The organism is Streptomyces lydicamycinicus (assembly GCF_000829715.2).
Taxonomy (GTDB): domain Bacteria; phylum Actinomycetota; class Actinomycetes; order Streptomycetales; family Streptomycetaceae; genus Streptomyces; species Streptomyces lydicamycinicus.
On record NZ_BBNO01000001.1, the window covers coordinates 903,547 to 917,020 of the forward strand.

A 13,474-nucleotide genomic window follows, 5' to 3' on the forward strand; every position below is an offset into this window, starting at 1 on the left:
GGCACTTGGGTCCCCACCGAGTGGTCGGCGGCAGTGGCGCCGACCGTGGACAGGGGGGTCTCTGCCCCACCCGGCAGGGCCTGTCCAGGAGGTTGCGCGAGAGCGTGGCCAGTGGTTGTCGCTCGGGGGTGATCGCCGGTATTCGGAACACGTTGTGCCTCCGAGGACAGGCGCTCTTCTTCCCGAGGACGTAGCACTTCTCCCATCCCAGGTACCGCTTCCCAACTCGGGCGGCCGGTACCGGAGATGTACGTCCGAGAAGGAGGAAAGTCATGGAGTCCCTGGCTCGTGGCGGGACCAGATGGAAGCGGTTCGCCGTCGTCATGGTGCCGAGCGTCGCGGCGACCGCCGCGATCGGCGTCGCCCTCTCGCAGGGTGCGCTCGCGGCATCGTTCAGCGTGTCCGGCCAGCAGTTCAAGGTCGCTACCGACCGGCTGGACGGCACCGGATTTGTTCAGTACGGAGCCATTGACGCCCAGAAGGGCGGCAAGCAGGTCCCGGTGGCGGTCTCGGGGTTCTCGAACGCCAAGATCAAGAACCTCTGCCAGTCGGTGGTCGTTCCGGTCCCGGTCTTCGGCGATGTGTCGATGAAGCTGTCGGCCGGTGGCGGTGACACGCCGGTCGAGGCGAAGAACCTCTACATCGACCTGGACCAGCTGTCCGCGGACGCGACCTTCAACAACATCGACATCGGTGTTGCTGCGGGCTCGACGACCAAGGGTCCGGGCATGCACAAGGGCGACAAGGCCGACCCCGGCTCGTTCGCCCAGCAGGCCGATTCGGCCACGCTGACCCACGTCAAGCAGACGGCCTGGGCCACGACGGCCGGCACGTTCAAGCTCAGCGGCCTCAAGATGAGCGTCGCCAAGGGCAAGAGCGAGTGCTACTGACGCACTGAGCGTGCGGGCGCGGGGCGAGCTGTACGGCTGACGCCGTTCCCCGTGCCCGTACGCGGGTAGCGCTAGTAGGACACTCAGCACAGAACCACCGATTTGCCAGTCCCGAGGAGCTGTACGACATGAGCGCCGAAACGCGACCACGGCTGATCGAGACCATCGGCCGGAAGCGGATTTCGTTCCGGGAGTGGCGCGGACACCGCCCGTTCTGGGGCGGCATGCTGACTCTGCTGGCCGGCATCCCGATCATGTACATCCCTTACGCGAATCTCACGATCGGTTCCCTGACCGTCCGCATGGCGACCACCGCCGGCGCCGGCTCGCTGATCATCGGCGTACTGCTGGTCGTGCTCGGTCTGACCATGTGGTTCCAGCCCGCCTCGCGTGTCTTCGCAGGTGTGGCGGCGATTCTGCTCTCCCTGGTCTCCCTGGTCGTCTCGAACTTCGGCGCCTTCCTGATCGGCTTCCTTCTGGGGCTGATCGGCGGTGCGCTCGGTGTCTCCTGGGCTCCGGGCAAGGCCACCCAGGGCGGGGACGACTCCGAGGAGCCGGGCCGCACCACGGTCGCCGGACCGGTGCTTGCCACCCACCCGGCGCCTGCCGCCGGTCCCGGGTCGGGCAATGGACTGGACGACCTGTCAGGAACGAGCCCGATCAACGGAGAGAACGGGAGGCACCGTGCCGGGTGACGAGCTGCCGGAGGAGACCGCAGCCACCGGGGCGAGAACGGGGCCGAGGCATGCGGCGCCGAGGAAGCCGCTGCTGACTCGGCTCCATGTGCCCGCAGGCAAGGCGATAGCCATCGCCGCCATGCCGTCCGCCGTGCTGATGGGGATGGGGCTGACGCCCCAGATGGCGATAGCCAAGCCCGCGCCCCCCAAGAGCCCCTTCAAGGACGGCCCGTGCGTCACTGCTCCGGACAAGGTGGAGCAGAAGGACGGCAAGTCCAAGGACGGCGCGAAGGACACCAAGGACGACACCAAGCCGTCCGCGGAGCCCTCCGCCTCGCCCTCCCCCTCGGCCGGCAAGGACACGGACAAGACGCCCGCGCCCGAGCCGTCCGGCTCCGCGAAGACCGACGAGCCCTCGGGCTCCGCGACCCCGTCGCCGTCGGCCTCCGAGGAGGAGAAGGACGACGGAGGTGTGCTGGGCGGCATCGGTGATGCGCTCGGCGGTCTCCTGGGCGGGGACGACAAGGACGAGGAGCCGGCCGCCTCGCCGAGCCCCTCCGCGTCCGACAGCGCCTCCCCGAGCCCCTCGGCGTCCGCGTCGAAGGACGACGGATCGGCCGCTGACAAGGTCACCAAGCCGGTCACGGACACCGTCGACGGCCTCAAGGACGGCGCCGAGAACGGGTCGAAGACGGTCAACGACACCGTCCACGGCGCCGTGGGCGCGGCGGACAACGCGCTGCCCGGCGGCGGTGTCGACGGCAAGGACGCCGACGGCAAGAAGGCGTTCCCCTGCGTCGTCGAGAACAAGCAGAAGGGCGAGGACGAGCAGACGCCCGTCACCCTGCCCGACGACCCCTGGCACCTGGAGTCCAGCGCGCTCACCCTGCGCGGTCTGAACTACGAGGGCGTCGTCAACGTCACCACCCAGAACGGCCACACCAAGCAGGCCCTGAAGTTCACCGCGGACAGCGTCGACATCGGTGATCTGCACCAGACCGTCGACGACCGGGCGTCCGGCAAGAAGTACCACGTACAGGCGTCCCAGGGCTCCACGTCCACGATCCGTGGCGGCAAGGTGACGATGTACACCGAGCGGCTCCAGGGCAACCTCTTCGGGTTGATCCCGATCGTCTTCGACCCCGAGCACCCGCCGCCGCTCAATGTCCCGTTCGCCTACTTCACCAAGGTGAAGATCGACCAGGCGGGCCAGTTCGGCGGCAACCTCCACGTCCCGGGTCTGCACCAGTTCATGACCGGCTGAGCACGCCCCGGGCCACCGACCCGTTCGGGAGCCGCAGAAAAGGCGGTGGGCCACCCCCACAGGGGTGGCCCACCGCCTTTTCGTGCGCCGGTGCGTCAGGCCTGCTCGCCGCCGAGGTGGTGCACCCGGACCATGTTGGTGGTGCCGGGGACGCCGGGGGGCGAACCGGCGGTGATCAGCATGGTGTCGCCCTTGCTGTAGCGCTTGAGCTTGAGCAGCTCGGCGTCCACCAGGTCGACCATGGCGTCGGTGTTGTCGACGTGCGGCACGACGAAGGCATCGACGCCCCAGCTCAGCGTGAGCTGGTTGCGGGTGGACGCCTCGGTGGTGAAGGCCAGGATCGGCTGGGCCGCGCGGTAGCGGGAGAGCCGGCGGGCGGTGTCACCGGACTTGGTGAAGGCGATCAGCGCCTTGCCGTCCAGGAAGTCGGCCATCTCGCAGGCCGCGCGGGCCACCGAACCGCCCTGCGTACGCGGCTTCTTGCCGGGCACCAGCGGCTGGAGGCCCTTGGAGAGCAGCTCCTCCTCGGCCGCCTCGACGATCTTCGACATCGTCTTGACGGTCTCGATCGGATACTGGCCCACCGACGACTCGGCGGAGAGCATCACCGCGTCGGCGCCGTCGAGGATGGCGTTGGCGACATCGGACGCCTCGGCGCGGGTCGGGCGGGAGTTGGTGATCATCGACTCCATCATCTGGGTCGCGACGATCACCGGCTTGGCGTTCCTGCGGCACATCTCCACCAGGCGCTTCTGCACCATCGGGACCTTCTCCAGCGGGTACTCCACCGCCAGGTCACCACGGGCGACCATGACGGCGTCGAAGGCCATCACGACCTCCTGCATGTTGGCGACCGCCTGCGGCTTCTCCACCTTGGCGATGACCGGGACCCGGCGGCCCACCTCGTCCATGACGCGGTGCACGTCCTGGACGTCCTTGGCGTCCCGCACGAAGGACAGCGCGACCATGTCGCAGCCCATCCGCAGGGCGAACTTGAGGTCCTCGATGTCCTTCTCGGACAGCGCGGGGACGTTCACCGCGGCGCCGGGCAGGTTGATGCCCTTGTGGTCGGAGATGACCCCGCCCTCGATGACGATGGTCCGCACCCGCGGGCCGTCGACCTCGACGACCTGGAGCGCGACATTGCCGTCGTTGATCAGGACCGGGTCGCCCTTGGAGACGTCGCCGGGCAGGCCCTTGTACGTCGTCCCGCAGATGGTCTTGTCACCGGGGACGTCCTCGGTGGTGATCACGAACTCGTCGCCCCGCACCAGCTCCACGGGGCCGTCGGCGAAGGTCTCCAGGCGGATCTTGGGGCCCTGGAGGTCGGCCAGGACGCCCACGGCGCGGCCGGTCTCCTCGGAGGCCTTGCGAAGGCGGTGGTACCGCTCCTCGTGCTCCGGCTGGGTCCCATGGCTCATGTTGAAACGGGCCACGTTCATGCCGGCCTCGATCAGCGTCTTCAGCTGGTCGTAGGAGTCGACGGCGGGGCCCAGGGTGCAGACGATTTTGGAACGGCGCATGGGCAGGATCCTATCGGTTTGTTTAGCGGCGGAATATTTCGGTAGGTGGAAACACCGAGTCCTAGGCGCTGACCAGGGCGTATGTCTGCTGGGCGATCTCCAGTTCCTCGTCGGTCGGGACGACGGCGGCCGCGACCCGGGCGTACTCGGGGGAGATCAGCCGGGGCTCGCCGGACCGTACGGCGTTGAGGTCGGCGTCCACGGCCAGGCCCATCTCCTCCAGTCCGGCCAGGGCGGCCGCGCGCACCGGGGCGGCGTTCTCCCCGACGCCGGCGGTGAACGCCACCGCGTCGACCCGGCCGAGCACCGCGGTGTAGGCCCCGATGTACTTCTTCAGCCGGTGGATGTAGATGTCGAAGGCCAGCCGGGCGCGCTCGTCACCCTCGTCGATCCGCCGCCGGATCTCCCGCATGTCGTTGTCCCCGCACAGCCCGACCAGCCCGCTCTTCTTGTTGAGCAGCACATCGACGTCGTCCTCGGACATCCCCGCGACCCGCTTGAGGTGGAAGGTCACCGCGGGGTCGATGTCGCCGGAGCGGGTGCCCATGACCAGGCCCTCCAGCGGGGTGAGCCCCATCGAGGTGTCCACACAGCGGCCGCCGGCCACCGCCGAGGCGGAGGCGCCGTTGCCCAGGTGGAGCACGATGACATTGACCTCGGACGGGTCCTTGCCCAGCAGCTCGGCGGTCTTGCGGGAGACATAGGCGTGCGAGGTGCCGTGGAAGCCGTAGCGGCGGATGCGGTGGGCGTCGGCGGTGGCCACGTCGATGGCGTAGCGGGCCGCGTACTCCGGCATCGTGGTGTGGAACGCGGTGTCGAAGACCGCCACCTGCGGCAGGTCCGGACGCAGCGCCTGGGCGGTCCGGATGCCGGTGATGTTCGCCGGGTTGTGCAGCGGGGCGACCGGCACCAGCCGCTCGATCTCCTGGAGCACCGCGTCGTCGATCACGGTCGGGGCGGTGAACTTCAGCCCGCCGTGCACCACCCGGTGCCCGATCGCGGCCAGCTGCGGGGAGTCGAGGCCGAGACCGTCGGCGGACAGCTCCGCGGCGACGGCCTTCAGCGCGGCCTCGTGGTCGGCTATCGGGCCCTCGGTCTCCCGCTTGTCGCCCCCGGTCGCCAGCGGCGTGTGGGCCAGGCGCGAGGTCTCCTCGCCGATCCGCTCGACCAGTCCGACGGCGAGACGGGTGCCCGCGGCGGGGCCGCCGCCGGAGTCCGGGTTCATGTCGAGCAGCTGGTACTTCACCGACGAGGAGCCGGAGTTGAGGACGAGGACGCGGGTGGCGGTGGCAGTCATGTAGCGCTTTCCGGGGGCGGGAGGGGGAGACGGACGGGGCCGGGGTCAGCCGGTGTGGGCGGCGCCGGGCTGGGCGCCCTGGGCCTGGATGGCGGTGATGGCCACGGTGTTGACGATGTCCTGCACCAGGGCGCCGCGCGAGAGGTCGTTGACCGGCTTGCGCAGACCCTGGAGGACCGGGCCGACGGCGACCGCACCGGCCGAGCGCTGCACGGCCTTGTAGGTGTTGTTGCCGGTGTTGAGGTCCGGGAAGATCAGCACGGTGGCCTTGCCCGCGACATCGGACTCCGGGAGCTTGGTCTGCGCGACCGCCGCGTCCACCGCCGCGTCGTACTGGATCGGGCCCTCGACCAGCAGATCGGGCCGCAGCTCGCGGACGATCTCGGTGGCCTTGCGGACCTTGTCGACGTCCGCGCCGGAGCCGGAGGTGCCGGTGGAGTACGACAGCATCGCGATCCGCGGCTCGACACCGAACTGGGCGGCGGTGGTGGCCGACTGGATGGCGATGTCCGCCAGCTGCTCGGCGTTCGGGTCCGGGTTGACCGCGCAGTCGCCGTAGACCAGCACCCGGTCGGCCAGGCACATGAAGAAGACCGACGAGACGATCTGGGCGTTCGGCCTGGTCTTGATGATCTCGAAGGCGGGGCGGATGGTGGCCGCGGTGGAGTGCACCGCACCGGAGACCATGCCGTCGGCCAGCCCTTCCTGGACCATCAGCGTGCCGAAGTAGGAGACATCCGCGACGACGTCGAAGGCCAGCTCGACACTGACGCCCTTGTGGGCGCGCAGCTGGGCGTAGCGCTCGGCGAACCGCTCGCGCAGCTCGGAGGTCTGCGGGTCGATGATCTGGGCGCCGGCCAGATCGATGGCCAGGTCGGCGGCGCGCTTGCGGATCGCCTCCTCCTCGCCCAGCAGCGTCAGATCGCAGACATCGCGGCGCAGCAGCACATCGGCGGCGCGCAGCACCCGCTCCTCGCCGCCCTCGGGGAGGACGACCCGGCGGCGGCCGGCGCGGGAGCGCTCGATCAGCTCGTGCTCGAACATCATCGGGGTGACCCGGCCGGAGCGGGCGACGGAGATCCGGTTGGTCAGCTCCACGGTGTCCACATGCCGCTCGAAGAGGCCGAGCGCGGTCTCCGCCTTGCGCGGGGAGGCGGCGTTGAGCTTGCCCTCGATCGCGAACAGCTCGCCCGCGGTCGGGAAGGAGCCGCCCGGTACGGAGACCACCGGGGTGCCGGGCGCGAGGCGGGCGGCCAGCGCCATGATGTCGGGGCCGGGCCGCTCGTCGAGGGTGAGCAGCACACCGGCGATCGGCGGGGCACCGGCGCTGTGCGCGGCGAGCGAGCCGATGACCAGGTCCGCCCGGTCCCCGGGGGTCACCACGAGAGCGCCGGGGGTAAGCGCCTTGAGGAAGGTCGGCAGCATGGCGCCGCCGAAGACGAAGTCCCTGGCGTCCCGGGCGAGCCCCGAGTCGTCGCCGAGCAGTACCTCGGCGCCCAGGGTGTGCACGATCTGGCCGACGGTCGGCGCGGAGAGCGAGCCGTCCTCGGGGAGCGCGTAGCAGGGCACCGGGAGCCGGGCGGAGAGCCGGTCGACGATGGCCTCGCGGTGCGCGGGGTCCACCCGGTTGACGACCACGGCGACGACGTCGCAGCCCAGCGAGTGGTACGCCTGATAGGCGTTGCGGGCCTCGGCGCGGACGGACTCGGCCTCCTGGCCCTGGCCGCCGACGACGGTCAGCACCGCGGCACCGAATTCATTGGCGAGCCGGGCGTTGAGGGCCAGCTCGGCCGGCAGGCTGGTGTCCGCGTAGTCCGAGCCGAGGACCAGGACGTACTCATAGTCCCTGGCAACGGCGTGAAAGCGGTCGACGAGCCGGGAAACCAGCTCGTCGGTGCCGCGCTCGGCCTGGAGGGTGGCGGCCTCGTCGTAGCTGAGGCCGTATACCGTGTCGGCTGCCTGGGTGAGCCGGTAGCGGGCCCGCAGCAGATCGAAGAGCCGGTCGGGTCCGTCGTTGTGCATCAGCGGGCGGAAGACTCCGACCCGGTCGACATGGCGGGTGAGGAGCTCCATGACTCCCAGCTCGACGACCTGGCGGCCGTCGCCGCGGTCGATACCGGTCACGTACACGCTGCGCGTCACGCGTGCTCTCCGATCCATTCCGTTGGTCGCAAGGTCAAAATCAGCCGTTATTGTGGGCTTGCCCCTCTTGACAATACCTGCGGCGGTCGATACGCCGCTCTCCCAGTTTCCCTTGCGGGGCGGGTACGGGGACAGTAGGGGTGAGGTCTGTGTGCGGGGAGGGCCGGGCTGCCCGTGAAACAATCGGACCGGCTCACACGAACCAACAGCGAGCACAGGAGACACAGCACGATGCGTATCGGAGTCCTCACCGCAGGCGGCGACTGTCCTGGCCTCAATGCTGTGATCCGGTCTGTTGTCCACCGTGCCCTCACCGGGCACGGCGACGAGGTCATAGGTTTCGAGGACGGCTTCAAGGGCCTGCTCGAAGGCCGCTACCGCAAGCTCGATCTTGAGGCGGTCAGCGGCATCCTCGCCCGCGGTGGCACCATCCTCGGCTCGTCCCGGCTGGAGCGCAACCGGCTCCGCGAGGCCTGTGAGAAGTCCAAGGACATGTCCAAGGACTACGGCATCGACGTCCTGATCCCGATCGGCGGCGAGGGCACCCTCACCGCCGCGCGGATGCTGGCGGACGCCGGGATGCCGGTCGTCGGCGTCCCCAAGACCATCGACAACGACATCTCCTCCACCGACCGCACCTTCGGCTTCGACACCGCCGTCGGCGTCGCCACGGAGGCCATCGACCGCCTCAAGACCACCGCGGAATCGCATCAGCGGGTCATGGTCGTCGAGGTGATGGGACGGCACGCGGGCTGGATCGCGCTGGAGTCCGGAATGGCCGGCGGCGCCCACGGCATCTGTCTGCCCGAGCGCCCCTTCGACGTCGACGACCTGGTCACGATGGTCGAGGAGCGGTTCGCCCGGGGCAAGAAGTTCGCGGTCGTCTGTGTCGCGGAGGGGGCCCACCCCGCCGAGGAGACGATGGACTACAAGAAGGGCGCGATCGACCAGTTCGGTCACGAGAGGTTCTCCGGTATCGGCAACCATCTGGCCACCGAACTGGAGAAGCGCCTCGGCAAGGAAGCCCGACCGGTCATTCTCGGCCATGTGCAGCGCGGCGGTACCCCCACCGCGTACGACCGGGTGCTCGCCACCCGCTTCGGCTGGCACGCCGTCGAGGCCGCCCACCGCGGCGACTTCGGCAAGATGACCGCCCTGCGCGGCACCGACATCACGATGGTGCCGCTGGCCGAGGCGGTCACCGAGCTCAAGACGGTGCCCGCGTGGCGGATGGACGAGGCCGAATCGGTCTTCTGAGTCCCGCGGTTCGCGCGCGGACATGACGGCGGCGCGCCTCCCCTCGGCCGAGGGAAGGCGCGCCGCCGTCATGAGTACGCCCGGTCACTGCGCGCCGATGGCCTCCAGCATGTTCAGCCGGGCCGCCCGGCGGGCCGGCCACAGCGCGGCCAGCACCCCCACGGCCGCCGCGATCAGTACGAACAGCGCGAGCCGGCCCCAGGGCAGCAGCAGCTCGTAGGTGGGCAGGCCCTGGCTGACCAGGTTGCCGGTGGCCCAGGAGCAGAAGACACCCACCGCGATGCCCAGGCCCGCGCCGAACAGCGCGATGACCACCGACTCCAGCCGGACCATCTGCTTGATACCGCTGCGGGCCAGGCCGACCGCCCGCAGCATCCCGATCTCACGGGTCCGCTCGAAGACCGACATGGCGAGGGTGTTGACGACGCCCACCACCGCGATGATGACGGCCATGCCCAGCAGCCCGTAGGAGACGTTGAGCACCATCTCGATGTTCGCGGCGTTCTCCTTGCGCAGGTCGGCGTGGTCCTGGACCTTCAGCAGCGGGCTGTCGCCGAGGGTGTGCCGGATCTGCTTCTCCAGCTCCTCCGACGGGCCGTCCTGGGCCTTCACCAGCAGTGTCTCGACCTTCGGCACGAGCTGGTGCGGCGCCGCCAGCGAGGTGGCGCCGATCGAGTCGCCGAGCAGCTGGTTGTCCGCGTAGATTCCGACGATCTTGAGCTTCGCCTTCTTCTTGTCGAAGAAGGTGGCGTCCAGGGTGTCGCCGGTGTGCCAGCCCTTCATCTTGGCCATCTCCTGGGAGACCGCGATGTCGTTGCCTCCGGCGCCCGGCAACGAACCGCTGGTGAAGTCCAGTTGGGTGACCTTGTCGATCGTGCTCAGGTCGGTGCCCATCAGGCTCATGATGGAATTGGGGGTCTCGAAGCCCGTATTGCGCAGCGGAGCCGTCGCCTCGACGCCCGGGACGTCCGCCACCTTCTGCGACAGCTCGGGGTCCAGACCGGAGGACGTGGTCCCGATCTTGTAGTCGGCCTTCAGCCCCTGGGCCGTCATCTTGTCCATTGCCTGCCCGGCCGAGTTCCCGACGACCGTCATACCGGTGATCAGGGTGAGGCCGATCATCAGCGCCGAGGCGGTCGCCGCCGTACGGCGGGGGTTGCGCAGCGTGTTCTCCTTGGCCAGCTTGCCGCCGATGCCGAAGAGCCGGGTGGTGACGATGCCCGCCAGCGAGACCAGGGGCCGGGACAGCAGCGGCGCGAGGATGATGACGCCGGTCAGCGTCAGCATTCCGCCCACCATCGCGATCGGCAGATCGTCGGCCTCCTTCAGCGTGGAGACGTAGAACATGGTCGCGATGCCGAGGCCGGTGATGACCGCGCCGAGGGAGTTGCGGAGCACCAGGCTGCGCAGTGCCGGCGGCGCCTCGACGGTGTTGAGCGCCTCCACCGGGGCGATCTTCGCCGCCTTGCGGGACGGCAGCCAGGCGGCGAGTACGGTCACCACGACGCCCACACCGAGCGCGGAGAGCACCGCGGCCGGGCTGATGACGACCGGTCCGGCCGGGAAGCCCGAGCCCGTGGCGTCGAGCACCGCCCGCAGACCCACGGCGAGGCCGATGCCCAGCGCGAATCCGACGGCCGACGAGATCAGGCCCAGCAGGGCCGCCTCCGCGAGTACCGAGCGCACGACCTGACGGCGGGAGGCGCCGATCGCGCGCATCAGGGCGATCTCCCGGCTGCGCTGGGAGATCAGCATGGTGAAGGTGTTGGCGATGATGAAGACGCCGACGAACAGCGCGATCCCGGCGAAGGTCAGCAGCGTCTGGGTCAGGGCCTCGTTCTGGCCGGCGACCATCTTGGACTGCTCGGCGGCGAGTTCGGTGCCGCTGGTCGCCGTGGCGCGCTTCTTGGGCAGCACCTCGCTGACCTTGGCGGTCAGTGCCTGCTGATCGGCGCCGGGCGCGGCACCGATGACCAGCTCGTCGAACTGGCCGGGGTGCAGGAACAGCTTCTGTGCGGTGGCGGTGTCGAAGAGCGTCAGGCTGCCGCCCGCGGTGACCTGCGGGTCGTCGGTGGAGACGATGCCGACCAGCTTCTTCGTCAGCACCGGTCCGTCGGTGGCGAGCCGCACGGAGTCACCGATCTTGTGGCCGGACGCCTTCGCGGTCGCCTCGTCCAGCGCGATCTCGTTGCCGGCGGCCGGTCCGCGGCCCTTCAGCAGCGGGTAGCGGGGGTCGTGACCGTCCTTGCCCGGCTGGAAGTTGGCGGCGAGGTTCTGCCAGTCGTGGCCGAGCGGCACATTGTCCGGGCCGGCGACGGTGGCCGTGCCGTTGACGTTGCGGCGTACGGACTGCACGCCGGGCAGTGCGCGGATGGTGTCCGCCAGCTTTGCGTCGACGAGGGTGGTCCGCTTGCCGTCCTTGCCGATGTCCGGGGTGTTGTCGTCGGCCTGGGCCTGGACGGAGACGGCCACCCCGTCGAGGTTCTTCTCGGACGCCTTCTTGACGGCCGAGCCGACGGTGTCGCTGAAGATGAGGGTGCCGGCGACGAAGGCGACGCCGAGCAGGACCGCGAGCGCGGTCATCATCAATCGGGCTTTGTGCGCAAGCACGTTGCGCAGGGCGGTTCGCAGCATGGTGGTGGTGTCAGTCCTGGTCCGGTGGCTCGGGATGAGGGGCAGTGCGCCGGGGAGCGCGGGTGGGCGGTGCGCCGGCGTCAGCTCGTACGGCCCTTGGCGTCGAAGAGCCGCATCCGGTCCAGGACGGTGTCCGCGGTCGGCTCGTGCAGCTCCTCGACGATATGACCGTCGGCCAGGAAGACCACCCGGTCCGCGTAGCCGGCGGCGACCGGGTCATGGGTGACCATCACCACCGTCTGGTTCATGGCCTGCACCGACTCCCGCAGGAAGCCCAGTACTTCGGCCCCGGAGCGGGAGTCGAGGTTGCCGGTCGGTTCGTCGGCGAAGATGATCTCCGGCTGGGCGGCCAGCGCCCGGGCGACCGCGACCCGCTGCTGCTGGCCACCGGAGAGCTGGGCCGGCCGGTGCGCCAGGCGCCCGGACAGGCCGACCGTCTCGACCACCCGGCTGACCCACTCCCGGTCCGGCTTACGGCCCGCGATGTCCATGGGCAGCGTGATGTTCTCCAGCGCGGACAGCGTCGGCAGTAGGTTGAACGCCTGGAAGATGAAGCCGATCTTGTCCCGGCGCAGCCGCGTCAGCTGCTTGTCGTTCAGCGACGCCAGCTCCACATCGCCGATCCGGGCCGATCCGGACGAGATCGCGTCCAGGCCGGCCATGCAGTGCATCAGCGTCGACTTGCCGGAGCCGGAGGGGCCCATGATGGCGGTGAACCGGCCCTTGCCGAACTCGACCGAGACGGAGTCCAGCGCGACCACCCGGGTCTCCCCCTGGCCGTAGACCTTGCTCAGATCCGTGGCGCGGGCGGCGACGGCGGCGCGGGTGGGGGTGGAGGAACCGGGGAAGCCCGGGAAAGCAGCCGCGTGGGACACGGGGACTCCTGGAGAAGGAACGGAAGATTTCGACGTTCCTATTCTTCGAGCGCAGGTCAGCGCAGTCCTCACCCGGAGGGACCGAAAGCCGGACCGGCCGGAAGTGCCATCACCGGCCCCGGCGTCATTCTCTGGACGGACGCCCGTACGCCCAGCGGCCGACGGGAAAGGTCAGGGTTGCCCGGCAGCGCTCAGCGTTCCTGGCCGCCGGCCCGGGCCCAGAATTCCGCCACGATGTCATCGAGAAAGGCGCGCCCCGCCCGGCCGGATTCCTCGGCGCTGCCCCCGTCGCCCCAGTGGAGCGTGGCGGCCATGGTCCTCTGATACTCGCCGTGCAGGTCCTGTAGTACGTCCTGGAGCTGCTGTTTCGGGAGCGGTACGAGCTTGCCGACCGGCCGGACATAGGCCTGCCAGCGGGTGGTGGCGGCGCTGGTCAGCAGCTCCGCCAGCTTCCCGTCCCGGCCGGTGAAGCGGAGCAGTGCGGGCAGCGGCAGCCGCAGCACCTCGGCGAGCGCCGCGGCCTGCCGGTCGTTGCCGCGCCAGGTCCCGCCGGCCTCCAGCCGCTCGTACGCGCCCGCGTCCATGCCGATACGCAGCGCGAGGTCCGCCGGGGCGAGGCCGAGCGCCAGCCGGTATTCGCGCAGGGTGCCCGGTGCGCCGAGCAGCTCGCCCGGTGCGCACCACAGGGCACCGGCCAGCGCGGTCAGTTCGGCCTCCGTGGGGGAGCTCTCGCCCCGTTCCCAGGAGGCCACCGTTTCGGGCGCTATCCGTATTCCGAAGGCGGCCGCTATTCCATAGGCGACATGGGCGGGGGTCATGCCGAGGGCCTCACGGAGGCGGCGGGCGGCCGCGGCGTCGAAAGGGGGACGACCGGTCTCCCCGGCGTGCGTGTTCACCGGCACACGGTAAGTGACG

10 protein-coding genes are annotated in these 13,474 nt (G+C 69.9%); 4 read left to right on the plus strand and 6 right to left on the minus strand.

Annotated elements, in window-relative coordinates; all coding sequences use genetic code 11:
• The first annotated feature begins 272 nt into the window (after positions 1–272).
• The 3 genes from TU31_RS03960 to TU31_RS03970 all read left to right on the plus strand — a co-directional run bounded on the left by TU31_RS03960 (position 273) and on the right by TU31_RS03970 (position 2,831).
• Positions 273–890 carry a DUF6230 family protein gene (locus TU31_RS03960; protein WP_006603038.1) on the plus strand — a complete coding sequence of 206 codons (618 nt, stop codon included), beginning with the start codon at positions 273–275 and terminating at the stop codon, positions 888–890.
• A gap of 128 nt (positions 891–1,018) precedes the next feature.
• Entirely contained in the window at positions 1,019–1,585 is a 567-nt protein-coding gene (locus TU31_RS03965; protein WP_042148884.1) for a DUF6114 domain-containing protein, read from the plus strand.
• An 88-nt stretch (positions 1,586–1,673) separates the two neighbouring features.
• Positions 1,674–2,831, plus strand: a complete 1,158-nt coding sequence (locus TU31_RS03970; RefSeq protein ID WP_245698391.1) for a hypothetical protein — start codon at positions 1,674–1,676, stop codon at positions 2,829–2,831.
• A gap of 95 nt (positions 2,832–2,926) precedes the next feature.
• Here TU31_RS03970 and pyk read toward each other — a convergent pair whose 3' ends face one another.
• The 3 genes from pyk to pta form a co-directional block, all read right to left on the minus strand.
• The gene (pyk, locus tag TU31_RS03975; RefSeq protein WP_042148890.1) at positions 2,927–4,354 is read right to left on the minus strand and encodes a pyruvate kinase; all 1,428 of its coding nucleotides are present in this window, start codon (positions 4,352–4,354) and stop codon (positions 2,927–2,929) included.
• Positions 4,355–4,415: 61 nt separating this feature from the next.
• Complete coding sequence (locus TU31_RS03980; RefSeq protein ID WP_042148893.1) at positions 4,416–5,651, minus strand: acetate kinase; 1,236 nt, start codon at positions 5,649–5,651, stop codon at positions 4,416–4,418.
• Positions 5,652–5,696: 45 nt separating this feature from the next.
• Complete coding sequence (gene pta / locus TU31_RS03985; protein WP_042148895.1) at positions 5,697–7,793, minus strand: phosphate acetyltransferase; 2,097 nt, start codon at positions 7,791–7,793, stop codon at positions 5,697–5,699.
• Positions 7,794–8,024: 231 nt separating this feature from the next.
• Here pta and TU31_RS03990 point away from each other — a divergent pair, with 231 nt between their 5' ends.
• On the plus strand, positions 8,025–9,050 hold the full coding sequence (locus tag TU31_RS03990) for an ATP-dependent 6-phosphofructokinase (protein WP_042148898.1): 1,026 nt from the start codon (positions 8,025–8,027) through the stop codon (positions 9,048–9,050).
• A gap of 84 nt (positions 9,051–9,134) precedes the next feature.
• Here the strand turns inward: TU31_RS03990 and TU31_RS03995 are convergent, their stop codons facing one another.
• The 3 genes from TU31_RS03995 to TU31_RS04005 form a co-directional block, all read right to left on the minus strand.
• Positions 9,135–11,684: an ABC transporter permease gene (locus tag TU31_RS03995; RefSeq protein WP_042148902.1), complete on the minus strand. Its 2,550-nt coding sequence runs from the start codon at positions 11,682–11,684 to the stop codon at positions 9,135–9,137.
• 80 nt (positions 11,685–11,764) lie between these two features.
• Positions 11,765–12,559 (minus strand): ABC transporter ATP-binding protein, encoded by a 795-nt coding sequence (locus TU31_RS04000; RefSeq protein ID WP_042148905.1) that lies wholly within the window; start codon positions 12,557–12,559, stop codon positions 11,765–11,767.
• 191 nt (positions 12,560–12,750) lie between these two features.
• Entirely contained in the window at positions 12,751–13,461 is a 711-nt protein-coding gene (locus TU31_RS04005; protein ID WP_042149943.1) for a helix-turn-helix domain-containing protein, read from the minus strand.
• Positions 13,462–13,474 lie beyond the last annotated feature (13 nt).

Excerpts from the sequence above, each read along its gene's own strand:
- TU31_RS03965 (WP_042148884.1), top strand. The coding sequence starts at position 1,019 with ATGAGCGCCGAAACGCGACCACGGCTGATCGAGACCATCGGCCGGAAG.
- TU31_RS03980 (WP_042148893.1), bottom strand. The coding sequence starts at position 5,651 with ATGACTGCCACCGCCACCCGCGTCCTCGTCCTCAACTCCGGCTCCTCG.
- TU31_RS03990 (WP_042148898.1), top strand. The coding sequence starts at position 8,025 with ATGCGTATCGGAGTCCTCACCGCAGGCGGCGACTGTCCTGGCCTCAAT.
- pyk (WP_042148890.1), bottom strand. The coding sequence starts at position 4,354 with ATGCGCCGTTCCAAAATCGTCTGCACCCTGGGCCCCGCCGTCGACTCC.
- TU31_RS03960 (WP_006603038.1), top strand. The coding sequence starts at position 273 with ATGGAGTCCCTGGCTCGTGGCGGGACCAGATGGAAGCGGTTCGCCGTC.
- TU31_RS03995 (WP_042148902.1), bottom strand. The coding sequence starts at position 11,684 with ATGCTGCGAACCGCCCTGCGCAACGTGCTTGCGCACAAAGCCCGATTG.